The organism is Pseudomonas sp. UBA7530 (genome assembly GCF_002479365.1).
GTDB lineage: Bacteria > Pseudomonadota > Gammaproteobacteria > Pseudomonadales > Pseudomonadaceae > Aquipseudomonas.
Genome location: NZ_DLMS01000003.1, coordinates 417,168 through 443,040 on the forward strand (window position 1 = coordinate 417,168; position 25,873 = coordinate 443,040).

Consider the following 25,873-nt stretch of genomic DNA (forward strand, 5'->3'; position numbering starts at 1 on the left):
CGCATGAGCAACTCCAGGTTCGGCACTGGTGCATGCAGCAAACCGCTTGTCAGCATATGCATTGGATAAAAAATCTTTATGTCGCGAGAGAAAATCACCGCGTTGCGTAGGGGCGCAAGTTGGATCGAGGAGTCTGTTAGGCAGCAGCGAATAGATAGCACGGCTTGCGACCTATTCTGTCGCGCCATCGGACGATGATGCTGACCTTGTTCTGACGGAGCCATCCCCATGGACCGCCTAATTCACGAAAATCTGGAAAGCCTCGGCGGCGCGCGCCAGCAGATCGCCGACCTCGACGAGATCAACTACCCGTTGCAGGCTGGGTGGCTGGTCAGCACTGCCGAAGAACGGCAGATCCTGCGAGTCAGCCGGGGGAGCAGCAAATGAACCGCACAGGCCCACTGTTCGCTACCCTCGACTTCATCAACCGCCGCTCCGCTCTGCAAGCTGGCTGGCCTGACGGGCCACATCTGGACGGCAGCAGCCGAAATTGCGACCTGCTTTTCGTCATCGATGCTCCCCCCGACTACCAACCGGCCGTGCAGCCGCAGCGGTCGGTGATATTTCTCGACCAGCACGCACAACCGCGCAAGCTGCCGCCCGAGCACTTCCAGATCACCCCGGCGCACGCCCTTAGCCTTCACGCTTTCGACGCCTGGGCGCAGTTCGTTGTACAGGCGCTGCCGGCGCCGCTGCTGCGCAACGTCATGATCGGCACCGATCTCACCGATCTGCTGCACCTGATGCGCGCTTGCAACGGCCGGCGCCTGCAGCTGTTCTGCCTGGAGTTTCCCGCCGACGCTCAGGCGCCACTCGAACAACTGGGTGGGCTGCACTTCCGTCACCTGTTTACCTGCCTGTTCGGTGGCCCCGATCTGAGCCTGCATCATTACAGCGACGCTGGCTCGGCGCTGGAAGCCATTTGTACAGAAGGTGCCCGGATGGTCATAACCACCGCCATGCACGCGGCACCGCAGCGCCGCCTGTTGCTGCTCGGCGAACCTGTAACGCCCCATACCGCGGAGCCGCGCCCATGAGCCAGACGAACTTCGACCTGCCGCACACGCCGCCGGATCTCAGCCTGCAGGCGCTAGCCTGGATGTACAGCCTGGCGCGCGATTGCGGCGGCCTGCGCACGCTTGTCAACAGCAACTACTTCACGGATGACGATGTCGCGCTGGGCCTCGGCGCCCAGCGCACCGAAAGCGCACCGAAGGCCGAACGCAGCACGCGGCCGATTGGCTTCGTGCACTAAGCGTGACAACACTGGAGGCATTGCCGTGCAACAGTGCAAGCCGCATGATGGCGCCACGCAATCAGTCATGGACGTTACTGTGCCCGCCGTCACCAGCCGCACCACCCTCACCCGCCAGTGGGAGCTGCTCAAGCTGCTCCCGCCGCGCAGCCCCGGCGCCACCGCCAGCGAATTGCACCAGCGCCTCGCCGAGGCCGGTTACAGCACGACCAAGCGCACCGTCGAACGCGACCTGATCGAGCTGTCGCGCCTGTTCCCGTTGCAATGCAACGACAAGAGCCCGCCCTACGGCTGGCACTGGCAACCCGGTAAAGGCGCGGATCTGCCGGGCATTACCCTCAGCGAAGCCCTGACCCTGCAACTGCTCGAAGACAGCCTGCGGCCGCTGATGCCGACGTTCATGCTGAAGACACTGGAGCCGCGCTTCAGCCTGGCCCGCGACAAGCTCAGCGCGATGACCGGGGAAAACGAGTCAGCGCGCTGGCTGAGCAAGGCTGCCAGCGCGCAGCCAACCATCACCCACCTGCCACCCGGAATAGACAGCGCCGTGCTCGACTACATCCAGCAGGCGCTGCTCAACGAGAGCCAGCTGTACTGCCACTATTATTCCGCACACAAGGACCAGCAGCGCGAACTCATCCTCAACCCGTTGGGTCTGGTGCAGCGCGGACAGATCACCTACCTAATTGCCACTGCCGAACCCTACATCGACGTCCGCCAGTTCGCTCTGCACCGTTTCAGCCAGGCCGAACTGCGCAACAGCCGCTGCAACATACCCACCGGCTTCCAACTACAGCACTACATCGACAGCGGCGCCATGCAGTTCGGCTCCAGTGAAAAGATTCAGCTAAAGGCGCGCATCAGCGAAGCCATCGCACGCCTGCTGCGCGAAACCCCGCTGTCCGATGACATGCAAATCATCCCCGATAAAACCGGCCTGCAGCTCACCGCCACGGTGAGCAACAGCTGGGAACTGCGCTGGTGGATTCTCTCCCATGCCCCGGCCGTGATCGTCGAAGCACCGCTAGCGTTGCGTGAGGATATTGGTCGGCGCTTGCGCGAGGCGGTCACTGCGTATGGCGCTGCCGTCTGAAGAAATCCACCCCCCAGATAAGCTCCTCACCTAAACCCTCTGACAAGGAAGCCCAATAATGGCAAGACACCATTACTCAACCCGTGCCGTACTGGTACTTGAGCAGCCCTGGAATCTGGACAGTGGCGACTGCAACCGCAGTAGCGTCCTGCCTTTCATAGAAGGCATTGCCAAACTGGCAGGGGATACCGAAGTCTTTCATGCTAATTTTTACGACAAGCGCAGCTTTGAACAGGCCCTGGAAGTCCTGTGTAGTGCGCGCTTTAAAAATGCCGTTATCTACATCGCCGCTCATGGCAATAAAAAGCAAATTGGCGGAATTCGACTGGCCGCTCTTCTGACCGCGATTGGTGAACACTCCAAGAAAACCAACATCACCGGCATCATGCTGGGTTCCTGCTTCATTGGATCGGATACGTACAAGATTGAAGCCTTTATCGAAGGCACCAATATCTCGTGGTGCGCTGGTTATGCATCGGAGAGCTATTGGCTCCAAGGAACCATGATTGACTCTTCAATCCTCGCGTCAATGCTTGAGCTGGATGAGAACTATCTGTCCGAACGGAGCGTGATGATCCGGCACTTGGGCAACGCCCTAGCCCCTTTCTCACGCACTTACATCATTGGCAAAGATGAAGATAAAAACGAGGTCTCGCTTGAAAACTCGATGCGGTTCATCATCCAACCCCGCGGCCAAGGCAACAGGGCTCGCCATGTAACGGATGAAGTACTGAAACAACACGACCGGTACCAGATTGCTGAACCCAACGAAGTCTGAGCCGCCCGGCAAGCAGTTATCAGGCGATACTCCGTACGCAGCCAGCCCGCCGTCGATAATGAATACCTGACGACACTCGGTCAGAAAGACAAAAGCCCGCTTACGCGGGCTTTCTGTTGCAGCAGGTCAGCTTGTGCGGCACGCGCCGCCGCAGCTTATTCCCACTCAATCGTCGCTGGCGGCTTGCTCGACACGTCGTAGGTAACGCGGGAGATGCCTTCGATCTCGTTGATGATGCGGCCGCTCACGGTTTCCAGCAGCTCGTAAGGCAGGTGCGCCCAGCGAGCGGTCATGAAGTCTACGGTTTCCACGGCGCGCAGGGCGACGACCCAGGCGTAGCGACGGCCGTCACCGACCACGCCAACCGATTTCACCGGCTGGAACACCACGAACGCCTGGCTGGTCTTGTGGTACCAGTCGGCCTTGCGCAGCTCTTCGATGAAGATGTGATCGGCGCGGCGCAGGATGTCGGCGTATTCCTTCTTCACCTCGCCCAGGATGCGCACACCCAGGCCAGGGCCCGGGAACGGGTGGCGGTAGACCATGTCGTAGGGCAGGCCCAGCTCCAGGCCGATCTTGCGCACTTCGTCCTTGAACAGTTCACGCAGCGGTTCTACCAGCTTGAGGTTCATCTCCTCCGGCAGGCCACCGACGTTGTGGTGCGATTTGATCACGTGGGCCTTGCCACTCTTGGCGCCAGCCGACTCGATCACGTCGGGGTAGATGGTGCCCTGGGCGAGGAACTGGATGTTATCCAGCTTGCTGGCCTCGGCATCGAACACGTCGATGAAGGTGCGGCCGATGATCTTGCGCTTCTTCTCCGGGTCGGCTTCGCCGGCCAGGTTGCCGAGGAACTGATCTTCGGCGTTGGCACGGATGACCTTGACGCCCATGTTCTCGGCGAACATGGCCATCACCTGGTCACCTTCGTGCAGGCGCAGCAGGCCGTTATCGACGAACACGCAGGTCAGCTGGTCGCCGATGGCCTTGTGCAGCAGCGCCGCGACCACCGAGGAGTCCACGCCGCCGGACAGGCCGAGCAGCACGTTGGCGTCGCCGACCTGGGCGCGCACGGCGGCCACGGCGTCTTCGACGATGTTGGCCGGGGTCCACAGGGCTTCACAGCCGCTGATCTCCAGCACGAAGCGCGAGAGGATGCGGCCGCCCTGCTTGGTGTGGGTCACTTCCGGGTGGAACTGCACGCCGTAGTAGTGGCGGGTGTCGTCGCACATCGCGGCGATCGGGCAACTCGGGGTGCTGGCCAGGACGTGGAAGCCTTCCGGCAGGCGGGTGACCTTGTCGCCGTGGCTCATCCACACGTCGAGGCCGAGCACGCCGTCGGCGTCGACATGGTCTTCGATGCCGGCCAGCAGCTGGCTCTTGCCGACCACGTCGACACGGGCGTAGCCGAACTCGCGCAGATCGGAGCCTTCAACCTTGCCGCCGAGCTGCTCGGCCATGGTCTGCATGCCGTAGCAGATGCCCAGTACCGGCACATTCAGGTCGAACACGGCCTGCCGCGCGCGCGGGCTGTCAGCTTCGTGCACCGACTCCGGGCCGCCGGCGAGGATGATGCCGCGCGGAGCGAAGGCGCGGATGTCCTCGTCGCTCATGTCCCAGGGGTGCAGTTCGCAATAGACGCCGATTTCGCGCACGCGGCGGGCGATCAGCTGGGTGTACTGGGAACCGAAGTCCAGAATGAGGATGCGGTGGGCGTGAATGTCGTGGGCCATGGGCGCCTCTGCGAGGCAGCTGCAAGCCTCAAGCTGCAAGCTGCAAGTTGAAGAAGAAAGCGGCAGCCACGACGCTCGGTAGCTTGTGGCTTGCCGCTTGAAACTTGAAGCTGGGCGGGTTTCAACCCACCCGGTAGTTCGGCGCTTCCTTGGTGATCTGTACGTCGTGCACGTGCGACTCGGCCATGCCGGCGCCAGTGATGCGCACGAACTCGGGCTTGGTGCGCATTTCCTCGACGGTGGCGCAGCCGGTGTAACCCATGGAGGCACGCAGGCCGCCCATCAGTTGGTGAACGATGGCACTCATCGCGCCCTTGTAGGGCACGCGGCCTTCGATCCCTTCCGGCACCAGCTTCTCGGCACCGGCCGAGGAGTCCTGGAAGTAGCGATCCGAGGAGCCTTGCGCCTGGGCCATGGCGCCCAGCGAGCCCATGCCGCGGTAGGCCTTGTAGGAGCGGCCCTGGAACAGCTCGACTTCGCCCGGGGCTTCTTCGGTACCGGCCAGCATGGAGCCGATCATCACGGCGGAAGCGCCAGCGACGATGGCTTTGGACAGGTCTCCGGAGAAGCGGATGCCGCCATCAGCGACCAGCGGCACACCGGTGCCGGCCAGCGCGGCGGCGACATTGGCCACGGCGCTGATTTGCGGTACGCCGACGCCGGCGACGATACGGGTGGTGCAGATGGAACCCGGGCCGATGCCGACCTTGACGCCATCAGCGCCGGCTCCGACCAGCGCCTTGGCGGCAGCGCCGGTGGCGATGTTGCCGCCGATCACCTGGACTTCCGGGAAGTTCTGCTTGACCCAGCGCACGCGGTCGATCACGCCCTTGGAGTGACCGTGGGCGGTGTCGACGATGATCACGTCGACACCGGCATTGACCAGCGCACTGACGCGATCACCGGTATCGGCACCGGTGCCGACCGCGGCGCCGACGCGCAGACGGCCCTGGTCGTCCTTGCTGGCCAGCGGGTAGGCCTTGGCTTTTTCGATGTCCTTGACGGTCATCATGCCCTTGAGGGTGAAGGCGTCGTCGACGATCAACACCTTCTCGATACGGTGCTTGTGCAGCAGCTCGCGAACGGTTTCCTTGTCGGCGCCTTCCTTGACGGTGACCAGGCGCTCTTTCGGCGTCATCACCTCACGCACTTTGGCGTCCAGACGGTTCTCGAAGCGCACATCGCGGGAGGTGACGATGCCTACCAGGTCGCCATTACTCAGCACCGGTACCCCGGAGATGTTGTTCTGCCGGGTCAGCTCGAACAGGTCACGCACGGTGGCGTCGGCCTCGATGGTGATCGGGTCCTTGACTACGCCAGCCTCGAACTTCTTGACCTTGCGCACTTCGGCAGCCTGCTGCTCGATGGTCATGTTCTTGTGGATGATGCCGATGCCGCCTTCCTGGGCCATGGCGATCGCCAGGCGCGCTTCGGTGACGGTGTCCATGGCCGCGGACAGCAGCGGGATGTTCAGTTCGATGCCGCGGGTCAGGCGGGTCTTCAGGCTGACGTCCTTGGGCAGTACCTCGGAATAACCGGGGATGAGCAGGACGTCGTCGAAAGTGAGTGCTTCTTGGCTGATGCGCAGCATGGCGGGCTCCCGAGCGGGAAAATAAGAAGCGCGGCATTATACCCAGCGAGGCCTCTGCACTCAATGCAAAGAGTGCCTTCAAATAGACATGCCAGCAAACTTTTCATCACCAGGCCTGCACTGAAACGGCGGTGACGACGCCCTCCCTGAGCGGCCAGGCTGCGGGCAACAGGCTCAGGCCGGATCATCCACCCGCACCTGCCTCACCGCAAAGCCCAGGCGTTCGCCGAACTCCTCGACGAATGCCGGGCGCAGACCCGCCTCCAGCCAGCCGTTGAAGATGAAGCCCAGGTTGGAAAAGCCGCAAGGCTGCAGGAAGAGGAAACCGTTGATGTCATCTTCATGCCCGCATTCGGGGCAGGTGAAGTTATCGGTCTCCCCCGGCCACCAGATCTCAAGGCTGTCGAACAGCGGTACGCCGACCTCTTTGCGACATTCGGCGCAGCCCGCCTCTTCGAGAAAGCCGCGCGTCGGTACATAGATGCAGCGGTGGGTGATGATCTCCAGGCCATTGTGCGGCTGGCCATAGGGCAGCAATTCGGGACGCTGGGCGATACGCCGCGCGCCGGGCCCGATGGCGTAGGCCATGCCGTTGCCGCCCTGACCGCAGGTGGTCGGCAGCGCCTCGACGATCTCCCGCTTAACCAGCCAGCGCAGCATGGCCTGGGCCTTTTGCTCGTGGGCGGGAAGCGTGGAAATCTGCGGGACGAGAATCAGTTGGGCGGTCATGGCGATCAGGCAGCGGCGATGAAAAGACCCGGCAGCTTAGGCGCTGCCGCCAGCAAATCAAGCCTCGCGACAGGCTTGCTCGGCTGTTGCGACCTGCGCACGCGCCACCCAGCGCGCGCGCAGCAGGTCATAACTCCAGTTGAACGCCATGGTGTAGGGCAGGAAGAACAGAATCAGACCGATATCCAGCCAGAAGGCCGCCCACAAGCTGATCGACAGCCACCAGGCAGCCAGCGGCACCAGCACCAAGATCAGCCCTGCCTCGAACAGCAAGGCATGAGCCAGGCGTACCTTGAACCCGCGATGAAAACCCATGCGCCGCTGCGCCTGGTCGAACAGATAATTGAACAGCATGTTCCAGAGCATGGCGATGGTGGAGAACATCAGCGTCAGGGCGCCCATCTGAGCGAGCGGCTTGTCCATCAGCCAGGCCAGCGCCGGCGCGCAGACACCGACCGCGATGAACTCGAAGGCCAGTGCATGGCCGACACGCTCCTTGAGGGAGCGCTGCAAGGGCTGAGTCATGGGATGAAGCCTCGTTAAGAAATGCGATGGGCGCTATGATCATCGGTATTACGGTTACCAACAAACCAGCTGCCATCGGGAAAACCGATATGAATCTATCCCCCGATTCACTCCAGGCGTTCGCCCAGGCAGCCAGCTGCGGCTCGCTCAGCGCTGCCGCGCGGCGTTTGGGCAAGAGCCAGTCGACCATCAGCGAGGCAGTGGCGCGCCTTGAGCTGGACCTTGGCATCGAGCTGTTCGAGCGCGGCCCGCGCCGGCTGCAATTGACCGAAGCCGGCAGCAGCCTGCTGGCTCACGCCGAAGAGGTGCTGGCCGCCAGTGACCGCCTGACTCGCCATGCCGCGAACCTCGCCGCTGGCCAGGAAGCGAAGCTGACCCTGGCGCTGTCGGACGCCTACCAGCCCAAGCAGTACCAGGCACGCCTGGTCGAGCTGGACCAGCGCTTCCCCGATCTGGAATTCGAGTGCCTGATCGCCGAGCACGCCGACGTGCTGGACCTGGTCAATCAGGGCCGCGCGCACCTCGGCCTGCTGGCCGCGCAGCCGAACTACCCGCCTGATATCGCTCACGCCGGTGTCGCCACCAACGCCGAGTTCGGCCTGTTCGTGGCCCGTGAACATCCATTGGCCAGGCAAAAATCGGTCACCAACGAGGATCTGGCCAACTGGCGCGTGCTGCGCCTGAGCAGCGTGGCCAGCAGCGAAACGCCGGCCGACGACCTGCCAGGCAGCGGCGGTCGTTGCTGGTCGGCGCCGGATTACCTGCTGCTACAGGAGATGGCGGCGCTGGGCTTCGGCTGGGCGGCGCTGCCGCGGGAACTGGTCACCAACCATGGCGGCGGGCTGCTGCAGGAGCTGCAATTGCCCGGCTGGCCACGGCACGTGCCGGTCGACGTGGTGTGGTCGCGCCAGCGCGAGTTGCGCCCGGTCGCCGCCTGGTTGCTGGGCCGCCTGCTCGAAGGCACAGCCCCCCAGAGGGAGCGTAATGCTGTTCACTCAAGGTCGTAGGCATTGGCTCCCCTCTCCCATTTATTGGCGGCACGCCTAGTGGAGAGGGGTTGGGGGAGAGGGCCGAAAACTCCGCGAAACTGCCAGCTTCCCCTCGCCGAACGCGGCCCGCCCTAACCCTCTCCCCGGAGGGGCGAGGGGACTAATCGCGCTCGACCGTTTCTTAAGTGAGCAGCATTACCAGTGGGAGCGGACTTGTCCGCGAAGCTTTACTGCCAGCCCATTCGCGGACGAGTCCGCTCCCACAACGGTATGTCCACGCATCGGTCGAACGGGTCGCAGCCGTCGCCTGCTCGGCTTATCATGCTGCCCCATGATCAAAGACCCATTCGCACGCCTGAACCTCGACCGAGAGGTGCTCAGCGTCAGCCAGCTCAACAACCGCGCCCGCCTGCTGCTGGAGGATGTGTTCTCCGGTATCTGGGTCGAGGGGGAGATCTCCAACCTGGCCCGCCCGGCGTCCGGCCACATCTATTTCACCTTGAAAGACAACCAGGCCCAGGTGCGCTGCGCGCTGTTCCGGCAGAACGCCGCACGCGTACGCCAGGCGCTGCGCGACGGCCTGGCAGTGAAGGTGCGCGGCAAGGTCTCGTTGTTCGAGGGGCGCGGCGACTACCAGTTGATTCTCGATGCCGTCGAGCCAGCCGGTGACGGCGCCCTGCGCCTGGCCTTCGAGGCGCTGAAGGAAAAGCTCGGCGCCGAGGGCCTGTTTTCCACCGAACGCAAGATCGCCCTGCCCTCCCATCCCAAGCGCATCGGCATCGTCACCTCGCCCACCGGCGCGGTCATCCGCGACATCATCAGCGTGTTCCGTCGCCGCGCGCCGCAGGTGGAGCTGAACCTGATTCCCACCGCCGTGCAGGGCCGCGACGCCACCGCACAGATCGTCCGCGCCCTGCAACGCGCCGATGCGCAGGGTTTCGACGCGCTGATCCTGGCCCGCGGCGGCGGCTCGCTGGAAGACTTGTGGTGCTTCAACGAGGAAGCCGTGGCCCGCGCCGTAGGCGCCTGCGTCACGCCCATCGTCAGCGCCGTGGGGCACGAGACGGATGTTTCCATCGCCGACTTCGTCGCCGATATGCGTGCACCGACGCCCTCGGCCGCCGCCGAACTGCTGGCCCCGGACAGCAGCGAGCTGGTGCAGCGCCTGCACAACCTGCAGCGGCGTCTGGTCCTGCACATGCAGGGTCGCCTGGCCCGCGAACGTCTGCGTCTGGAGGGCACCAGCCGACGTCTGCGTCACCCCGGCGAGCGCCTGCGCCAGCAGGCCCAGCGCCTGGACGACCTGGACATGCGCCTGCGCCGCGCCTTCAACCAGCAATTCGCCGGTCAACGCGAGCGCCTGGCGCGCCTCGACGCACGCCTCGCCGCGCAGCACCCGGGCCGTAACCTGGCCCTGCTGCGCCAGCGCCTGGACGGCCTGGCGGCGCGCCTGCCTCGCGCCATGCAAAGCCAGCTGCGCAGCCAGCGCCAGCAACTCGGCGCGCTAGCCGCGCAACTGCAGATCGTCAGCCCACTGGCCACCCTTGGTCGTGGCTACAGCATTCTCCTCGACGAACGTGGCCAGGCCGTGCGCAGCGCCGCGCAGACAGAGCCGGGTCAGCGCCTCAAGGCGCGCCTGAGCGAAGGCGAACTGGACGTGCGCGTCGAGGACAACCACATACAACCGGCGACCCTGTCGCTTCTGGATTGAGCCAATGCCAGCATCCCTGCGTAGGAGCGAGCTCTGCTCGCGAAGTTTTTTCAGCCTGCACGTTCGCGAGCAGAGCTCGCTCCTACGAGCACTCTGCGTAAGCCTATTGACCCTTTTCCTCGCCCTGCCCGCCCATGCCGAAGGCTTCATCACCCGCCTGCTGAACAAGCCGGTACCGGGCGGTGTGGCCGTGGTTGATCTGGGCAACCCGGCGCAGGCGCCCAAGGTGCGCTATCAGGGCAAGCCGGTGCTGACCGTGCGCGAGGACGGCCAGCGCTGGATCGCCATTGTCGGCATCCCGCTGAGCGTCAAGCCCGGCACCCAGCAAGTGGAAGTCGAGGGCGGCCGGACGCTGAGCTTCCAGGTCGGCGCCAAGCACTACACCGAGCAGCGCATCACCATCAAGAACCAGCAGCAGGTCACGCCCAACGCGGAGAATCTCAAGCGTATCGAGCGCGAGCTGGCCGAGCAGACTCGCGCCTATCAACAGTTCAGCGCGCGCCAGCCGAGCAACCTGCTGTTCGACAAGCCGGTCAACGGCCCGCTGTCGAGCCCCTTCGGCCTGCGCCGCTTCTTCAACGGCGAGGAGCGCAACCCGCACTCGGGCCTGGACTTCGCCGCCAACCGCGGCACGCCGATCAAGGCGCCGGCAGCCGGCAAGGTGATCCTGGTGGGCGACTATTTCTTCAATGGCAAGACGGTGTTCGTCGACCACGGCCAGGGCCTGATCAGCATGTTCTGCCACCTGTCGGAGATCGGCGTGAAGGTCGGCGACGAGCTGGCCCGCGGCGGCGTGCTCGGCAAGGTCGGCGCCACCGGCCGCGCGACCGGCCCGCACCTGCACTGGAACGTCAGCCTCAACGATGCACGGGTCGACCCGGCGATCTTCATCGGCGCGTTCAAGCCATAACCGAGGTACTTGGGCGCCGCCGCAGGTTAGCGTCTAACCTGACGGCGACCGCTGACCGACGATTGCCCGACCGCACCGAGGAGCCACCATGATCACCGTCCACCACCTGAACAACTCGCGCTCGCAGCGCATCCTCTGGCTGCTCGAAGAGCTGGGCGTCGACTACCAGATCAAGCGCTACGAGCGTGACACGAAAACCATGCTCGCTCCGCCGGAACTACGCGCGGTACACCCGCTGGGCAAGTCACCGGTGGTCACCGACGGCGAGCTGACCCTGGCCGAATCCGGCGCCATCATCGACTACCTCGCCAACCGCTACGGCCCGCACCTGTTACCAGCTGCCGATAGCCCCGAGCGCCTGCGCTGCACGTACTGGCTGCACTACGCCGAAGGCTCGGCCATGCCGCCGCTGCTGCTCAAGCTGGTGTTCGACAAGATGGAAAGCAGCCCGATGCCCTTCTTCGTCAAACCTATCGCCCGCGGCATCGCTCGGAAGGTCAAGAGCGCTTTCGTCGCACCGCAGCTCAAGCTGCATCTCGATTATCTGGAAAGCGAGCTGGGCAAGAGCACCTGGTTTGCCGGCGAGCAGTTCAGCGCCGCCGATATCCAGTTGAGCTTCCCGCTGGAAGCCGCCGCCGCTCGCGCCGGCCTGGACGCCAGCCGCCCCCGCCTGATGGCCTTTCTCGAACGCATCCATGCCCGCCCCGCCTACCAACGCGCCCTGGAAAAGGCGGCGAATACGCCTACGCCAAATGATGTCCTGCTCGGCGCCGGGCCACACGCGCCGATCAGCCACCAGGCGTTATCGCGACTGACTGCAGACGCACACAGCCGATGCTGACGCGATTGCCCGCCAGCAACCCGTGTTTGCTAAGGTACGCGCGCCATCGCGCGGCGCGCCCGCGGCGGCGGTTATGAAACGAGCGAGAGACGCGATGAAAGAACAGTACCAGGCCACCCTCGCGTGGCTTCAGCAATACCCCGAGCTGCACACCCTGATCAGCCTGAGCCTGCTGATTCTCGGTGCCTGGATCGCCAACTGGGTGGTCAAGCGCATTCTCGTGCGTGGCATCTACCGCGCGCTGCGTTCGACCAGCATCGGCCAGGACAAGGTACTCAGCCACTCCCATGTGGTGCGCCGCCTGGCCAACATCGTGCCGGCGCTGATCCTCACCGCTGGCATCAAGGTGATCCCGCATCTGCCCGAAGCCGTGGTCACGGTGGTGGAGAACGTCTGCAGCGCCTTCATCATCCTGACCATCGCCCTGGCCATCGCCGGTGTGCTGAACCTGATCAACACGCTCTACCAGCGCCGCCCCAACGCCCACCTCAAGCCCATCAAGGGTTATATCCAGGTGGTGACCATCGTCATCTACGCCATCGCGGCGATCCTGATGGTGGCCGCGCTGATCGACCGCTCGCCGCTGATCCTGCTCTCCGGCCTCGGCGCCATGGCCGCCGTGCTGATGCTGATTTTCCAGGACACCCTGCTGTCGCTGGTGGCCAGCGTGCAGATTTCCTCCAGCGACATCATCCGCGTCGGTGACTGGGTGGAAATGCCGCAGCTCAATGCCGATGGCGACGTGATCGACATCGCCCTGCACACGGTCAAGGTGCAGAACTTCGACAAGACCATCACCACCATCCCGACCAAGCGCTTCATCAGCGACCCGTTCAAGAACTGGCGCGGCATGCAGGAATCAGGCGGGCGACGGATCAAGCGCGCGCTGTACCTGGATCAGACCAGCGTACACTTTCTCAACGATGAAGAAGTCGCCCGCTTGCGCCGCTTCATGCTGCTCGACGAATACCTCGACCGTAAGGACCAGGAGCTGCAGGACTGGAACACCAAGCTGGCCGAGCACGGCAAGGAAGCGGTCAACACCCGCCGCATCACCAACATTGGCAGCTTCCGCGCCTACGTCGAGCACTACCTGCGGCACAACCCGAACGTCCACCAGAACATGACCCTGCTGGTGCGCCAGCTCAGCCCGACCGCCGACGGCCTGCCGCTGGAAATCTACTGTTTCACCAATACCGTGGCATGGAGTGCCTATGAGGGTATCCAGTCGGACATCTTCGACCATCTGCTGGCCATCCTCCCTGAATTCGGCCTGCGCGTGTTCCAGCACCCGAGCGGCGCAGACATGCGCGAGCTGCGCCCGTCTTTGCACCTGACACCTTAGAGCCTGCACCTCGCTGCGGGAGCCAGCTTGCTGGCCCCGCTCGCGTCGTGGCCGGTGGTGGCGCGATCGCTGCGCAATCAAAGCCCGATGTTCCGACAATTACCGCAACAAAAAGCTTTCTGCCGACCGAAGACGCGTTTTTTCACCAATTTTTTTAACGTACTTGCCAGCTTTTTTCACAGTAGTTAGGGTTGGCTTCATGAACATCTGGCAAACCCTCATCACCCTTCGGCAACACGCCAATCTCTGCCTGGTCGCCCAACGACTGCGCTAGGGTCTGCCGACCCCGAATCTCTCTGTTTCCTTCATCTCTTTATTTTCAGCACGGCCTGCTTGGCCTTCGCGTTCAGGATTGATTCATGAGCATGCTCAAAGACCCGTCGAAGAAATACCGTCCGTTCACTCAGATCCAGATTCCCGACCGCACCTGGCCAGACCAGATCATCGACAAGGCGCCAATCTGGCTGTCCACCGACCTGCGTGACGGCAACCAGTCGCTGATCGAGCCGATGGACGCCGAGAAGAAGATGCGCTTCTTCAAGTGCCTGCTGGCGGTGGGTCTGAAGGAAATCGAAGTGGGCTTTCCGTCCGCTTCGCAGACCGACTTCGACTTCGTGCGTGAGCTGATCGAAGGCGGCCACATCCCCGACGACGTGACCATTCAGGTGCTGACTCAGGCCCGTGACGACCTTATCGAGCGCACCTTCGAATCGCTCAAGGGCGCCAAGAAGGCCATCGTCCACTACTACAACGCCTGCGCGCCGAGCTTCCGCAAGATCGTCTTCAACCAGGACAAGGCCGGCGTGAAAGCCATCGCCGTGGCCGCCGGCACCACCATCAAGCGCCTGGCCGACGCCGCGCCTGAGACCCAGTGGGGCTTCGAGTACTCGCCGGAAGTGTTCAGCAGCACCGAAATCGACTTCGCCGTCGAGGTGTGCAACGCGGTGATCGACGTGTTCCAGCCAACCCCGGCCAACCCGCTGATCCTCAACCTGCCAGCCACCATCGAATGCGCCACGCCGAACAACTACGCCGACCAGATCGAATGGTTCGGCCGCCACGTGAACAAGCGCGACAGCGTGCTGATCAGCGTGCACACCCATAACGACCGCGGCACCGGCGTCGCTGCCTCGGAGCTGGCCGTCATGGCCGGCGCCGATCGCGTCGAAGGCTGCCTGTTCGGCAACGGCGAGCGCACCGGCAACGTCTGCCTGGTGACCCTGGCGCTCAATCTCTACACCCAGGGCGTCGACCCGCAGCTGGACTTCTCCGATATCGACGCGGTGCGCAAGGTGGTCGAGGACTGCAACCAGATTCCGGTGCACCCGCGCCATCCGTACGTCGGCGACCTGGTCCACACCGCGTTCTCCGGCTCGCACCAGGACGCCATCCGCAAGGGCTTCGCCCAGCAGAAAGAAGATGCGCTGTGGGAAGTGCCGTACCTGCCGATCGACCCGGCCGACATCGGCCGCGATTACGAGGCGGTGATCCGTGTGAACAGCCAGTCCGGCAAGGGCGGCATCACCTTCCTGCTCGAGCAGGAATATGGCATCAACCTGCCGCGCCGCATGCAGATCGAGTTCAGCCAGGTGGTGCAGCGTGAAACCGACCGCCTGGGGCTGGAGATGACTGCCGCGCAAATATACAAGTTGCTCGAGACCGAGTACCTGCAAGCGCGCAGTCCCTACGCCCTGAAAGGTCATCGTCTGCAGGAAGAGAACGGTACCAGTGCAGTCGACGTGGAAGTCGTCGAAGGTGGCGAGAACCATCATTGGCGCGGCATCGGCAAGGGCCCGCTGGAAGCGCTGGCCGCAGCCCTGCCGGTGGCCATCGAAGTCATGGACTACAGCGAACACGCTATTGGCGCTGGCGCCAATGCCAAGGCTGCGGCTTACATCGAGCTGCGCGTAAACGGCGGCCGCGCTCTGCACGGCATCGGTATCGACGAGAACCTGACTACGGCCAGCTTCCGTGCCCTGTTCAGTGCACTGAACCGCGCCCTGAGCCAGAGCGAGTCGCAAGCGGCCTGATCCATCAGCGCTGAATGCAAAACGCCGGGCAATGCCCGGCGTTTTTGTATGCGTATCTGGCCGTCTCGAGCGTAGGGCGGGTGAAACCCGCCACATGGACCCGGCGGGTGCACCCGCCTTACCGACTTTGGTAGCCCGGATGCAATCCGGGAAGCAGCATTCAGATATCGAAAATCATCAGCACCGCGAACATCAGCGCAGCCAGGCCGAGGGTGAACAACAGGCCGATACCGGCCGCCCGCCAGTTGGATAGGAACGCACCGCCGGCCTCGACATGTTGCTTGAGGTCGGCCTCCTGCAGATTCTTCGCCAGCATGATCATCGCCATCAGTTGCGCGACGGCGAACGGCAGGGCGGGCACTTCCTCGGGCAACACGAAAGCCAAGACCAAGGTGACGATCAGAAGCACGACGGAAATGCCCCAGACCATCGCCACTCGATGCGCCTGACCGAGCAGTTGCAGGTTATGCGCCAGCAGCCAGGCACCGGCCAGCGGCGTGCCGATAAAGGTCGCCAGACCGACGCCGGCGATGCTGTAAAGCGGCTGCTGCTGAGTGGCGGCTTGCTGCAGGTCGGCCTGCGGTGTCTGGAAGGGGTTGCTCTGTTGCACGTCCATGTCGTGTCGCTCCGGATCAGTTCAAGGTAAAAGCGTCGGCATCCAGGTGCGCGGGGAAACGCTCGCGGTAGGCAGCCAGCGCTTCGCTCGACAAGCGGACGCGGAACACACCGTCGCCCTCGCCTGCCACCAGCAGCGCCTCGCCCTGGAAATCCAGCACCTGGGAATCGCCAGTATACGCGTGCCCTTTGCCATCCTCGCCGACCCGGTTCACAGCCGCGACATAGCACAGGTTCTCGATAGCCCGCGCCGGCAGCAGGCGATTCCAGTGCTGGCGGCGAGCGCCCGGCCAGTTGGCGGTATACAGCAGCAAATCGGTACCCTGCGGGTCGCGGCTCCATACCGGAAAGCGCAGGTCGTAGCAGATCAGCGGGCGCACACGCCACCCCTCGAGCTCCAGCACTACTTGCTCATCGCCGGCGCTGTAGTGCTTGTGCTCGCCGGCCATGCGGAACAGATGGCGTTTGTCGTAATGCGCCAGTGAACCATCCGGGCGCGCCCAGAGCAGGCGATTACGGTAGCTGCCATCAGCCTCCTGGATGATCAGGCTGCCGCAGACCACCGCATCAATGCGCTGCGCCTGCTCGCGCAACCACTGCGTAGTGGGGCCTTCCTCGGCTTCGGCCAGTTCGGCCGAGTCCATGGAGAAACCGGTGCTGAACATCTCCGGCAGGATCACCAGATCGGCGCCGCGTGCCTGCTCCAGTAGTTTCTGAAAATGGTCGCGATTGGCGACCGGGTCATGCCAGGCCAGAGTAGTCTGGATCAGCGCCAGTTCAAGATCGGGTTTGTTGCTCATTGGGGCGCCTCGCTTGTCGTACCCGCCAACACCTCACAGGCGGGTTGCACCCGCCCTACCATCACACCGCGCATAGCTTCTCGGCAGCCTGGCGCAGGGTTTCCTCACGCTTGGCGAAGCAGAAGCGCACCAGGCGCATATCCTCAGGCGCGGACTGGTAGAACACCGACACCGGAATCGCCGCGACACCATGCTCGCGAGTCAGCCACTCGGCCATGGCCACGTCGTCCAGATCGGGGCGAATCGCTGAATAGTCGGCCAGCTGGAAGTAGGTACCCGGAGCGCGGGTGAAGGTGAAGCGCGAGCCGGCCAGCAGGTCGCAGAACAGGTCGCGCTTGGCCTGATAGAAAGCCGGCAGCTCTTCGACATGTTCGGGGTGCGCGGCCATGAACTCGGCCAGACCGAACTGCAGCGGCGTCACCCCACAGAAATTAACGTACTGGTGGATCTTGCGCAGCTCGGCGGTCAATGCGGGCGGCGCCACCACGTAGCCGGTCTTCCAGCCGGTGACGTGGTAGGTCTTGCCGAAGGAGCTGACCACAAAGGCGCGCCGGTACAGCTCCTCGTGCGCCAGCACGCTGGCATGGCGGGCGCCGTCGAAGATCAGGTGCTCGTAGACTTCGTCGCTGATGACATGGATATCGCGGCCACGAATCAGCTCGGCCAGTTTGTCCAGATCAGCGCGCGTCAACAGTGCACCGCTGGGATTGTGCGGCGAGTTCAGGAAGATCAGCCGGGTACGCGGGCTGATGGCATCAGCCAGGCGCTGCCAGTCCACGGCGAAATCCGGCAATGCCAGCGGCACATGCACGCAGCGCCCGCCGGCCAACTCCACCGACGGCTCGTAACTGTCGTAGCAAGGGTCGAGCACGATGGCTTCATCACCCGGACGGATCAGCGCCTGCACCGCGCAAAAGATCGCCTCGGTGGCGCCGGGGGTGATGGTGATCTCGCTGTCGGCATCGCGCTGCACGCCGTAGCTGCGGGCGATCTTCGCCGCCACCTGCTGGCGCAACGTGGGCAGGCCGGTCATCGGCGAATACTGGTTGCGCCCTTCCATTACGTGGCGCGCGACTGCCTCGCGCAACGCCTGCGGTCCGTCGAAATCGGGAAAGCCCTGAGAGAGGTTCAGCGCGCCTACATCGGCAGCGAGCTGCGACATTCGCGTGAAGATGGTGGTGCCGACGTTGGGCAGTTTACTGACGAGCATCGCGACTTCCTGATAGAACAAGGCAAGCCGCGAGGATAGCCGAAGGGCGCCATAGACGGCACCCACAGCACTTATGAAAAAGAGTTGGAAGCTTATGCCGCGCATGCCGAACGGAGTCCGATATGCGCGGCGCGGCCAAGCTTACTTGCGCTTGTCCTTGCGCTTCTTCTCGGCCTTCTTGTGGTGGCTCATCAGGCGGCGTTTCTTGTTCACCTGGCGGTCGGTGAGCTTGTTCTTGTTGCCCTCATAGGGGTTGTCGCCGCCCTTGTACTCGATACGGATCGGCGTACCCACCAGTTTCAGCACGCGGCGGAAGGTATTTTCCAGGTAGCGGCTGTAGGCGCGCGGTACGGCGTCGACCTGGTTACCGTGGATCACGATCAGCGGCGGGTTGGCACCGCCCAGGTGGGCATAGCGCAGCTTGATACGGCGACCGTTGACCAGGGGCGGCGCGTGGTCGCTGACGGCATCTTCGAGAATCTGCGTCAGGCGGCTGGTCGGCCAGCGGGTGATGGCCGATTTGAAAGAGGCCTGCACCGACTTGTACAGATGGCCAACGCCGGTGCCGTGCAGGGCGGAGATGAAGTGGATATCGGCGAAGTCGACGAAGAACAGCCGGCGCTCCAGCTCGGTCTTCACGTAGTCCTTCTGCCCCTGGTCCATGCCGTCCCACTTGTTAAGGGCGATGACCAGGGCGCGGCCGCTTTCCAGCACGAAGCCGAGCAGGTTGAGGTCGTGATCGACCACGCCTTCGCGGGCGTCCATGACGAACACCACGACGTTGGAGTCCTGGATGGCCTGCAGCGTCTTGACCACCGAGAACTTTTCCACCGCCTCGAAGATCTTGCCGCGACGACGTACGCCGGCGGTGTCGATCAGGGTGTACTTCTCGTCGTCACGCTCGAACGGGATGTAGATGCTGTCACGGGTGGTGCCGGCCTGGTCATAGACGATGACCCGCTCTTCGCCGAGCATGCGGTTGACCAGGGTCGACTTGCCGACATTGGGACGGCCGATGATGGCCAGCTTGATGCCGTCCTTCTCGCTCGGGCCGGGAATGCGCTTGGCCTCCTGGCCTTCCAGCACTTCTTCCTCTTCGGCGCCCTCTTCCGGCTCGCCGGCATCCTTGGGGAAAGCGCCAAGCACCACTTCGAGCATCTGGGTGATGCCACGACCATGGGCACCGGCAATCGCCAGCGGTTCGCCCAGGCCCATGGGGCTGAATTCCGCACGGGCCAGGTCGACGTCGAGGTTGTCGACCTTGTTCACCACCAGGAAGCTCTGCTTGTTACGACGGCGCAGGTGCTCGCCGATCATCTGGTCGGAGGCGGTCATGCCGGCACGCGCGTCCACCAGGAACAGCACGGCATCGGCCTCTTCGATGGCCTGCAGCGACTGCTCGGCCATCTTCGCGTCGATGCCTTCCTCGTCACCGGAAATACCGCCGGTGTCGATCACGATATAGGTGCGCCCCTGCCACTTCGCCTCGCCATACTGGCGGTCGCGGGTCAGACCGGACAGGTCGCCGACGATGGCGTCGCGGCTGCGGGTCAGGCGGTTGAAGAGTGTGGACTTGCCGACGTTCGGCCGGCCCACCAGGGCAATTACGGGAACCATCAGGCTCTCCACTTGAGTTAATTCAGAAAATGCAAAGGCCGCTGCATGGGCAGCGGCCGGGATATTTCGTGCTGCCGGGTTAAGGCAGCATAGTCGGCTTACTTGATGGTCAGTGCCACCAGCTTGCCGCTATTACCGTAGACATACAGCCAATCACCCACCACCAGCGGCTGGGCACGCAGGCCATCGCTGTCGATACGGGTACGGCCAACGAAGCGACCGTCGACCTGGCTCAGCAGGTGCAGATAGCCCTCGAAGTCACCCACGGCGACATAGCTGGAGAACACCGCCGGGCCCGAGAGCTGACGGCGCGCCATCGAATCATTGGTCCACAGGGCCGAGGCGCTGCGCTCGTCGATACCTTCGACGGTGCCACTGGCATGGCTGACGTAAACGTTGCCGAAGCCCTGAGCGACGCCTACCGAGCTGGAGGCCTCGCGCTGCCACAGCACGCGGCCGGACTCCAGGTCCATGGCCGCGACACGGCCCTGGTAGCTCACTGCGTAGACGGTGCCGCCGGACAGCAGCAGGCCGCCGTCGATATCCACCACGCGCTCTAGCTCGGAACGGCCTTGGGGAATGGCAATGCGCTGCTCCCAAACCGGCAGGCCACGCTGGGCATCCACCGCAACCACCTTGCCGCTGGACAGGCCGGCGACCACCAGGCGGTTGGTCACCAGCGGCGCGCCGGTACCGCGCAGAGTCAGTACGGCCGGGGTATTCTCAACGATCCAGCGCTGGCTACCGGTGCTGGCATCGAAAGCGATCAGACGGTCATCCTGGGTCTGCACCACGACAATGTCGCCATTGCTGGCCGGCGCCGCCAGTACTTCGCTGGTCACGCGCGAGCGCCATTGCTCTTCGCCGTCGCTGGAATCCAGGGCGATCACTTCGCCCTTGAGCGTACCCAGCAGCACCTGTCCGTAACCGACGCCAATGGCACCGGAAACCGGGATTTCGAGCTTCTTGCGCCAGATGACCTTGCCGCTGGTGCGGTCCATGGCCATGACCACGCCTTCGACGTCGGCAGCGTAGATCACATCGCCTTCGATGGCTGGGACCAGCATGTTGAAGGTTTCACCCTGACCATCGCCAATCGAGCGGCTCCACTCGGTACGCAGCTCGACTTCAGCGTCGAACTTGGTCAGCTCGGCGGGCGGCAGTTCCTTCTTGCTATTGCTGCTGCAACCCACGGCCAGAACGGCCAGAGCCAGCAGTGCGGCATTCTTCCAACGCATCACGTCACGCATCCCCTTTTGCCAGGTCGTCCAGCTTCATCTGCAGGCCACCGACGGCGGCGTCTTCGGCCAACGCGTCCTTGGCCTTCTGATACGCGGCGTGCGCGTCGTCGCTGCGACCCAGCTGTACCAGCAGGTCGCCCTTGAGCTCTTCGCGGCTGGCGAGGTAGGCATCCTCGACCTTACTGTCGAGCAGCTTCAGCGCATCATCGGTCTTGTCCTGGGCCGCCAGCACACGGGCCAGACGCTGACGTGCCAGCTCCTCGAGCGTGGCGTCGGCCGGCTTGTCGAGAACGCGTTGCAGCGCGGCCGCGGCATCGTCGAGGCGATCCGCTTCGACGGCGACCTTGGCGACGAACAGGCTGCCGTACTGGGCGTAGTGGCTACCGCCAAACTCGCTGTCGAGCTTGCCGGCCAGTTCGGCGACTTTCGCGGCGTCGGGCTTGCCGGCCGGGTCCAGCGCTGTTTCCAGCAATTGCTGATAGAGCACCGAGGCGCCTTGCGCCTGATTGTCCTGGTACTTCTGCCAGCCCTGCCAGCCGAATACAGCCACCAGCGCCAATACGCCACCGGCCAGCAAAGGCTTGCCGTTGCGATCCCACCAGTCCTTGATTTGCGCGATCTGTTCGTCTTCGGTCTGCATGTCTAACCCCGTACTCCTAATCGAGAGCCTGCTCAAGCCTGCTGGCAGGCGGCCAGATGCTCAGCCAGAGCATCCCAGGCAACATTTTGTTGTTCACTGTCGTCGCGCAGCGGTTTGCAACCTACCACGCGCCCAGCCAATTCGTCGTCCCCCAGAATCAGCGCATAACGTGCGCCGCTCTTGTCGGCTTTCTTGAACTGGCTCTTGAAACTGCCGCCACCGGTGTTGAGCAACAGGCGCAGCCCCGGCAGCTCGTCGCGCAGACCTTCGACCAGAGTCAATGCCGCCAGCTCTGCCGCCTCGCCAAAGGCGCAGACGTAGACATCGGCGGCGCGATTGAGCTCGGCCGGCAACAGGTCCAGGGTTTCCAGCAGCAGAACCAGGCGCTCGATACCCATGGCGAAGCCAACACCCGGCGTAGCCTTGCCACCCAGCTGCGTCACCAGGCCATCGTAGCGACCGCCCGCACACACCGTGCCCTGCGCGCCGAGCTTGTCGGTGACCCACTCGAACACGGTGCGGTTGTAGTAATCCAGACCGCGCACCAGCTTGTGGTTGATCTGGTAGCGAATGCCGGCGGCATCCAGACGCGCCTTGACGCCCTCGAAGTGCAGGCGCGATTCCTCGTCGAGGTAGTCGCCCAGGGTCGGCGCACCGACCAGCAGCGCCTGAGTCGTCTCGTTCTTGCTGTCGAGGATGCGCAGCGGGTTGGTGGTCAGCCGGCGCTGACTGTCTTCGTCGAGCTGCTCGAAACGCTCCTGCAGGTAGGCCACCAGGGCATCGCGATAAGCCGCGCGCGCCTCGCTGGAACCCAGGCTATTGAGCTGCAGGGTCACCGCATCGGCCAGACCGAGCTGCTTCCACAGACGCCAGGTGAGCACGATCAGCTCGGCATCGACGTCCGGCCCCGGCAGGTTGAAGGCTTCCACGCCGACCTGGTGGAACTGGCGATAGCGGCCCTTTTGCGGCTTTTCGTAGCGGAACATCGGGCCCGCGTACCAGAGCTTCTGCACCTGGCCGCCACCGGACAGACCATGCTCGAGCACGGCACGCACGCAGCCGGCGGTGCCTTCAGGGCGCAGGGTCAGGGATTCTTCGTTGCGGTCGAAGAAGGTGTACATCTCCTTGTCGACCACATCGGTGCCCTCGCCGATACCGCGAGCGAACAGCTCGGTGTACTCGACGATGGGCAGGCGGATTTCCTTGTAGCCATAGCCATCGAGCAGGCTGACCAGCGTACTTTCCAGGTAGCGCCAGGCAGGCGTCTGCTCCGGCAGGATGTCGTTCATGCCACGAATGGCTTGCAGGGACTTGCTCAATTGTCTTCCTTACGCACGGATCAGCTGCGCACGATCACGGCAGCATCGGCGGCAGCCTTTTCGGCCGCCTTGTCGCGGATGAGCTTCTCCAGCTCGTCCACCAGATTTTCGTTGGTCAGCTTCGAGGCCGGTTTGCCGTCGATGTAGACCAGGTTGTTCGGGCTACCACCGGTAAGGCCGATATGCGCCTCTTTGGCCTCGCCGGGGCCGTTGACCACGCAGCCGATCACGGCCACGTCCAGCGGCACCAGCAAGTCCTCGACGCGAGCTTCCAGCTCGTTCATGGTCTTGACCACATCGAAGTTCTGCCGCGAGCAGCTCGGGCAGGCGATGAAGTTGATGCCACGCGAGCGCAGGCGCAGGGACTTGAGGATGTCGAAACCGACCTTGATCTCCTCCACCGGATCGGCGGCCAGGGAGATGCGGATGGTATCGCCAATACCTTCGGCCAGCAGCATGCCCAGGCCGACTGCCGACTTGACCGTACCGGAGCGCAGGCCACCGGCCTCGGTGATCCCCAGGTGCAGCGGCTGCTCGATCTGCTTGGCCAGCAGGCGATAAGCCTCGACGGCCATGAATACGTCGGAAGCCTTTACGCTGACCTTGAAGTCGGGGAAGTTCAGGCGATCCAGGTGCTCGACATGGCGCAGGGCGGACTCGACCAAGGCCTCGGGCGTCGGCTCGCCGTATTTCTTCTGCAGATCCTTCTCCAGTGAACCGGCGTTGACGCCGATGCGGATCGGGATGCCCTTGTCGCGCGCAGCCTCGACCACCGCCTTGACGCGGTCCTCACGGCCGATGTTGCCCGGATTGATACGCAGGCAGTCGACGCCCAGCTCAGCCACGCGCAGGGCGATCTGATAGTCGAAGTGAATATCGGCCACCAACGGCACACGCACCTGCTGCTTGATACGGCCAAAGGCCTCGGCGGCGTCCATGTCCGGCACGGAAACGCGCACGATGTCGGCGCCGGCATCTTCCAGGCGACGGATCTGCGCTACGGTGGCGGCCACATCGTTGGTGTCGGTATTGGTCATGCTCTGCACGGCAATCGGCGCATCGCCGCCGACCGGTACCGAGCCAACCCAGATCTTGCGCGACAGTCGGCGCTTGATCGGCGATTCGCAATGCATGCTTTACATCCCCAGTGTCAGGCGCGCGGTTTCGCCAGAGATATGCGGCGTGACGTCAACGCTTTCGCCGTTGTAGGTCACCTGAGCGCCCCGGGCAAAGCCCAGGTGTAACTTCAGCGGCGCCTTGCCGGTCAGTTCGATGCGCTCGCCGCTACGCTTGAGGGCGCTAACCAGGACCTTGCCATCGGCATCGGTCACCTGCGTCCAGCAATCGGCGGTGAACTGCACATTGAGTGCGCCCTGCCCTGCCGGCACCGCTACAGGTGCAGCAGGCTCAGCGGCGGGAGCCGGCGCGGTGGCGGTCACTGCTGGCTGATCCTGTTCGGTAGCAAGCGGGGCCTCCGGCGCGGGTTCAGCAGCCTCACCCTCAGTCGTCGCGGACTCGGCAGCAGGCTGTTCGGCGGCACCGGTGCCTTCCGGGGTTTCACCCGGGTCGACCGGCAGCAACAGCGGGCTGCTCCGCTCATCGCCCTGAGCGGCAACCACAGCCTGATCTTCCGGCTCGGCAAGCGAGTGCACCTGCGTGGTGCCATCGGCCCCCTCTACTTCCACATGCTCAAGCCCCAGATCAGCCAGACTGGTCACCGAACGGCCCTGATCCTGCCACCAGACAAAACCACCGCCAATCAATGCCAGCAGCAACAGAAAACTGACCAGGCGCAGGATACTTTGCGAATACCGTACGGGCTCTTCGATACGGCCCAGTGCATGCACGCTGCTGCCGGTGGCATCGGTGCCAGTGAACTGATCGAACTCCATCACCAGACGGTTCTGATCCATTTCGAGCAGCTTGGCGTAAGCACGAATGTAGCCACGGGCAAACGTGGTGCCCGGCAGCTTGTCGAAAGCACCGGCCTCGAGCTGGGTGAGACGCTGCGGAGTCAGATTGAGCTGAGCCGCTACTTCGGCGACGCTCCAGCCCTTGAGCTCACGGGCCTGCCGCAGGCTTTCGCCCGGGTTGTTCGGCGTCGGCTGAGTCACTTCGCTATGCGCGGCTTTCATTTTTGCCCCGAAACAAATTGCTGATATTCCTGAGAAGCCGGATACAGGCGCCGTAATTGCAGCCCCAGGCTGGCTGCCCGGTCACGGTCCTCGAATATCTCGGCCAGTCGCGCTCCCAGGAGCAGGCTGCGAGCGCTTTGCGGCGCCATTTCGCTGTAGCTATCGTAGTAGCGACGCGACGGCACGTACTCCTTGTCCTCGTAGGACAGCAGCGCCATTTCCAGCAACGCGCGCGGCTGGCGGCTGCTGAGGCGCAAGGCACGCTGGAAATACTCTTTGGCCTGCTCACGCTGACCGAGTTGCAGAGCCGTCATGCCGAGGTTCTCGAACACTCGGGAGCGCTCGGGATAGAGGTTGTCCTCGGCGGCCTTGAGGTAGGTGCTCATGGCCTCCTGATAGCGCTTCTGCTCGAACAGGAAACCGCCGTAATTGTTCAGCAGACGGGCATCCGCAGGCCGCTGGGACAGCGCCTTGCGAAAATGCTCGTCGGCCAGTTTAGGCTCCATTTCCAATTGAAAGGCCATGGCCAGCGCGGCATGCGCATCGGCATTGGAGGAATCAAGCTCCAGCGCGTTCTTCAACGGTACCTTGGCGAGCTGGGTATCGCCCTGCTGGATATAAGCGATGCCTAGCTGGACATAGGCATCACGTGCTTCGTCACGCCCTTTCGCCGTACGCATGGGGTCGACATCGCCGGTGGTCACACACCCACCGAGCAGGCTGGCAACGAGCAATAACAGCGCAGGGCGCAAGGTCATGGACATCC

General features: G+C 63.6%; 25 protein-coding genes. 11 read left to right on the forward strand and 14 right to left on the reverse strand.

Annotated elements, in window-relative coordinates; translation table 11 throughout:
• Positions 1 to 228: 228 nt before the first annotated feature.
• From B2U07_RS07990 to B2U07_RS08010, 5 genes are read left to right on the forward strand one after another with little or no spacing between them, the layout of a single operon-like run.
• Positions 229 to 387, forward strand: a complete 159-nt coding sequence (locus B2U07_RS07990) for a hypothetical protein (RefSeq protein WP_296276723.1) — start codon at positions 229 to 231, stop codon at positions 385 to 387.
• Positions 384 to 1,037, forward strand: a complete 654-nt coding sequence (locus tag B2U07_RS07995) for a hypothetical protein (RefSeq protein WP_275545969.1) — start codon at positions 384 to 386, stop codon at positions 1,035 to 1,037. The genes B2U07_RS07990 and B2U07_RS07995 overlap by 4 nt, the downstream gene beginning before the upstream one ends.
• Positions 1,034 to 1,255, forward strand: a complete 222-nt coding sequence (locus B2U07_RS08000; protein WP_275545970.1) for a hypothetical protein — start codon at positions 1,034 to 1,036, stop codon at positions 1,253 to 1,255. Before B2U07_RS07995 ends, B2U07_RS08000 begins: the two co-directional genes overlap by 4 nt.
• Before the next feature lie 25 nt (positions 1,256 to 1,280).
• Positions 1,281 to 2,348 carry a WYL domain-containing protein gene (locus B2U07_RS08005; RefSeq protein ID WP_343252195.1) on the forward strand — a complete coding sequence of 356 codons (1,068 nt, stop codon included), beginning with the start codon at positions 1,281 to 1,283 and terminating at the stop codon, positions 2,346 to 2,348.
• A 58-nt stretch (positions 2,349 to 2,406) separates the two neighbouring features.
• Complete coding sequence (locus B2U07_RS08010; RefSeq protein ID WP_275545971.1) at positions 2,407 to 3,126, forward strand: hypothetical protein; 720 nt, start codon at positions 2,407 to 2,409, stop codon at positions 3,124 to 3,126.
• 155 nt (positions 3,127 to 3,281) lie between these two features.
• Here the strand turns inward: B2U07_RS08010 and guaA are convergent, their stop codons facing one another.
• The 4 genes from guaA to B2U07_RS08030 form a co-directional block, all read right to left on the reverse strand.
• Positions 3,282 to 4,859 carry a glutamine-hydrolyzing GMP synthase gene (gene guaA / locus B2U07_RS08015; protein ID WP_197858482.1) on the reverse strand — a complete coding sequence of 526 codons (1,578 nt, stop codon included), beginning with the start codon at positions 4,857 to 4,859 and terminating at the stop codon, positions 3,282 to 3,284.
• 121 nt (positions 4,860 to 4,980) lie between these two features.
• Positions 4,981 to 6,450, reverse strand: coding sequence for an IMP dehydrogenase (guaB, locus tag B2U07_RS08020; protein ID WP_275545972.1), 1,470 nt, complete (start codon positions 6,448 to 6,450; stop codon positions 4,981 to 4,983).
• A gap of 174 nt (positions 6,451 to 6,624) precedes the next feature.
• Entirely contained in the window at positions 6,625 to 7,179 is a 555-nt protein-coding gene (locus B2U07_RS08025) for a sugar ABC transporter ATPase (RefSeq protein WP_275545973.1), read from the reverse strand.
• 57 nt (positions 7,180 to 7,236) lie between these two features.
• Positions 7,237 to 7,704 (reverse strand): multidrug/biocide efflux PACE transporter, encoded by a 468-nt coding sequence (locus tag B2U07_RS08030; RefSeq protein WP_275545974.1) that lies wholly within the window; start codon positions 7,702 to 7,704, stop codon positions 7,237 to 7,239.
• 89 nt (positions 7,705 to 7,793) lie between these two features.
• Here B2U07_RS08030 and B2U07_RS08035 point away from each other — a divergent pair, with 89 nt between their 5' ends.
• The 6 genes from B2U07_RS08035 (at position 7,794) to leuA (ending at position 15,530) form a co-directional block, all read left to right on the forward strand.
• Positions 7,794 to 8,711, forward strand: a complete 918-nt coding sequence (locus tag B2U07_RS08035) for a LysR family transcriptional regulator (protein ID WP_275545975.1) — start codon at positions 7,794 to 7,796, stop codon at positions 8,709 to 8,711.
• Positions 8,712 to 9,024: 313 nt separating this feature from the next.
• Positions 9,025 to 10,404 (forward strand): exodeoxyribonuclease VII large subunit, encoded by a 1,380-nt coding sequence (gene xseA / locus B2U07_RS08040; RefSeq protein ID WP_275545976.1) that lies wholly within the window; start codon positions 9,025 to 9,027, stop codon positions 10,402 to 10,404.
• Positions 10,405 to 10,408: 4 nt separating this feature from the next.
• Positions 10,409 to 11,314: a peptidoglycan DD-metalloendopeptidase family protein gene (locus B2U07_RS08045; protein ID WP_275545977.1), complete on the forward strand. Its 906-nt coding sequence runs from the start codon at positions 10,409 to 10,411 to the stop codon at positions 11,312 to 11,314.
• An 88-nt stretch (positions 11,315 to 11,402) separates the two neighbouring features.
• Positions 11,403 to 12,155: a glutathione S-transferase family protein gene (locus tag B2U07_RS08050; RefSeq protein WP_296276730.1), complete on the forward strand. Its 753-nt coding sequence runs from the start codon at positions 11,403 to 11,405 to the stop codon at positions 12,153 to 12,155.
• A gap of 94 nt (positions 12,156 to 12,249) precedes the next feature.
• Positions 12,250 to 13,500 carry a mechanosensitive ion channel family protein gene (locus B2U07_RS08055; RefSeq protein ID WP_275545979.1) on the forward strand — a complete coding sequence of 417 codons (1,251 nt, stop codon included), beginning with the start codon at positions 12,250 to 12,252 and terminating at the stop codon, positions 13,498 to 13,500.
• A gap of 359 nt (positions 13,501 to 13,859) precedes the next feature.
• On the forward strand, positions 13,860 to 15,530 hold the full coding sequence (gene leuA, locus B2U07_RS08060; protein ID WP_275545980.1) for a 2-isopropylmalate synthase: 1,671 nt from the start codon (positions 13,860 to 13,862) through the stop codon (positions 15,528 to 15,530).
• 160 nt (positions 15,531 to 15,690) lie between these two features.
• On the opposite strand, the gene B2U07_RS08065 is transcribed toward leuA, so the two are convergent.
• The 10 genes from B2U07_RS08065 to pilW form a co-directional block, all read right to left on the reverse strand.
• Positions 15,691 to 16,146, reverse strand: coding sequence for a hypothetical protein (locus tag B2U07_RS08065; RefSeq protein WP_275545981.1), 456 nt, complete (start codon positions 16,144 to 16,146; stop codon positions 15,691 to 15,693).
• Between the two features lie 16 nt (positions 16,147 to 16,162).
• Positions 16,163 to 16,945 (reverse strand): amidohydrolase, encoded by a 783-nt coding sequence (locus tag B2U07_RS08070; protein WP_275545982.1) that lies wholly within the window; start codon positions 16,943 to 16,945, stop codon positions 16,163 to 16,165.
• Between the two features lie 61 nt (positions 16,946 to 17,006).
• Entirely contained in the window at positions 17,007 to 18,155 is a 1,149-nt protein-coding gene (locus B2U07_RS08075; protein WP_275545983.1) for a pyridoxal phosphate-dependent aminotransferase, read from the reverse strand.
• A gap of 141 nt (positions 18,156 to 18,296) precedes the next feature.
• Positions 18,297 to 19,772, reverse strand: a complete 1,476-nt coding sequence (gene der / locus B2U07_RS08080; RefSeq protein WP_275545984.1) for a ribosome biogenesis GTPase Der — start codon at positions 19,770 to 19,772, stop codon at positions 18,297 to 18,299.
• Between the two features lie 98 nt (positions 19,773 to 19,870).
• Positions 19,871 to 21,022, reverse strand: coding sequence for an outer membrane protein assembly factor BamB (gene bamB / locus B2U07_RS08085; RefSeq protein WP_275545985.1), 1,152 nt, complete (start codon positions 21,020 to 21,022; stop codon positions 19,871 to 19,873).
• A complete protein-coding gene (locus B2U07_RS08090; RefSeq protein WP_197858467.1) occupies positions 21,015 to 21,653 on the reverse strand; it encodes a tetratricopeptide repeat protein in 639 nt (212 codons plus the stop codon). The genes bamB and B2U07_RS08090 overlap by 8 nt, the downstream gene beginning before the upstream one ends.
• Positions 21,654 to 21,685: 32 nt before the next feature.
• A complete protein-coding gene (gene hisS / locus B2U07_RS08095; RefSeq protein WP_275545986.1) occupies positions 21,686 to 22,972 on the reverse strand; it encodes a histidine--tRNA ligase in 1,287 nt (428 codons plus the stop codon).
• A gap of 20 nt (positions 22,973 to 22,992) precedes the next feature.
• A complete protein-coding gene (gene ispG / locus B2U07_RS08100) occupies positions 22,993 to 24,105 on the reverse strand; it encodes a flavodoxin-dependent (E)-4-hydroxy-3-methylbut-2-enyl-diphosphate synthase (protein ID WP_090431984.1) in 1,113 nt (370 codons plus the stop codon).
• A 3-nt stretch (positions 24,106 to 24,108) separates the two neighbouring features.
• The gene (locus B2U07_RS08105) at positions 24,109 to 25,107 is read right to left on the reverse strand and encodes a helix-turn-helix domain-containing protein (RefSeq protein WP_275545987.1); all 999 of its coding nucleotides are present in this window, start codon (positions 25,105 to 25,107) and stop codon (positions 24,109 to 24,111) included.
• On the reverse strand, positions 25,104 to 25,865 hold the full coding sequence (gene pilW / locus B2U07_RS08110) for a type IV pilus biogenesis/stability protein PilW (RefSeq protein ID WP_275545988.1): 762 nt from the start codon (positions 25,863 to 25,865) through the stop codon (positions 25,104 to 25,106). The genes B2U07_RS08105 and pilW overlap by 4 nt, the downstream gene beginning before the upstream one ends.
• Positions 25,866 to 25,873 lie beyond the last annotated feature (8 nt).

Bases quoted from the DNA above. Each gene is read 5' to 3' on its own strand.
- guaB (WP_275545972.1), bottom strand. From the start codon at position 6,450: ATGCTGCGCATCAGCCAAGAAGCACTCACTTTCGACGACGTCCTGCTC.
- B2U07_RS08065 (WP_275545981.1), bottom strand. From the start codon at position 16,146: ATGGACGTGCAACAGAGCAACCCCTTCCAGACACCGCAGGCCGACCTG.
- B2U07_RS08035 (WP_275545975.1), top strand. From the start codon at position 7,794: ATGAATCTATCCCCCGATTCACTCCAGGCGTTCGCCCAGGCAGCCAGC.
- bamB (WP_275545985.1), bottom strand. From the start codon at position 21,022: ATGCGTGACGTGATGCGTTGGAAGAATGCCGCACTGCTGGCTCTGGCC.
- B2U07_RS08030 (WP_275545974.1), bottom strand. From the start codon at position 7,704: ATGACTCAGCCCTTGCAGCGCTCCCTCAAGGAGCGTGTCGGCCATGCA.
- leuA (WP_275545980.1), top strand. From the start codon at position 13,860: ATGAGCATGCTCAAAGACCCGTCGAAGAAATACCGTCCGTTCACTCAG.
- der (WP_275545984.1), bottom strand. From the start codon at position 19,772: ATGGTTCCCGTAATTGCCCTGGTGGGCCGGCCGAACGTCGGCAAGTCC.
- B2U07_RS08010 (WP_275545971.1), top strand. From the start codon at position 2,407: ATGGCAAGACACCATTACTCAACCCGTGCCGTACTGGTACTTGAGCAG.
- B2U07_RS08070 (WP_275545982.1), bottom strand. From the start codon at position 16,945: ATGAGCAACAAACCCGATCTTGAACTGGCGCTGATCCAGACTACTCTG.
- xseA (WP_275545976.1), top strand. From the start codon at position 9,025: ATGATCAAAGACCCATTCGCACGCCTGAACCTCGACCGAGAGGTGCTC.
- B2U07_RS08105 (WP_275545987.1), bottom strand. From the start codon at position 25,107: ATGAAAGCCGCGCATAGCGAAGTGACTCAGCCGACGCCGAACAACCCG.
- B2U07_RS08055 (WP_275545979.1), top strand. From the start codon at position 12,250: ATGAAAGAACAGTACCAGGCCACCCTCGCGTGGCTTCAGCAATACCCC.
- B2U07_RS07995 (WP_275545969.1), top strand. From the start codon at position 384: ATGAACCGCACAGGCCCACTGTTCGCTACCCTCGACTTCATCAACCGC.
- B2U07_RS07990 (WP_296276723.1), top strand. From the start codon at position 229: ATGGACCGCCTAATTCACGAAAATCTGGAAAGCCTCGGCGGCGCGCGC.
- B2U07_RS08000 (WP_275545970.1), top strand. From the start codon at position 1,034: ATGAGCCAGACGAACTTCGACCTGCCGCACACGCCGCCGGATCTCAGC.
- B2U07_RS08050 (WP_296276730.1), top strand. From the start codon at position 11,403: ATGATCACCGTCCACCACCTGAACAACTCGCGCTCGCAGCGCATCCTC.
- guaA (WP_197858482.1), bottom strand. From the start codon at position 4,859: ATGGCCCACGACATTCACGCCCACCGCATCCTCATTCTGGACTTCGGT.
- B2U07_RS08045 (WP_275545977.1), top strand. From the start codon at position 10,409: ATGCCAGCATCCCTGCGTAGGAGCGAGCTCTGCTCGCGAAGTTTTTTC.
- pilW (WP_275545988.1), bottom strand. From the start codon at position 25,865: ATGACCTTGCGCCCTGCGCTGTTATTGCTCGTTGCCAGCCTGCTCGGT.
- B2U07_RS08075 (WP_275545983.1), bottom strand. From the start codon at position 18,155: ATGCTCGTCAGTAAACTGCCCAACGTCGGCACCACCATCTTCACGCGA.
- B2U07_RS08025 (WP_275545973.1), bottom strand. From the start codon at position 7,179: ATGACCGCCCAACTGATTCTCGTCCCGCAGATTTCCACGCTTCCCGCC.
- ispG (WP_090431984.1), bottom strand. From the start codon at position 24,105: ATGCATTGCGAATCGCCGATCAAGCGCCGACTGTCGCGCAAGATCTGG.
- B2U07_RS08090 (WP_197858467.1), bottom strand. From the start codon at position 21,653: ATGCAGACCGAAGACGAACAGATCGCGCAAATCAAGGACTGGTGGGAT.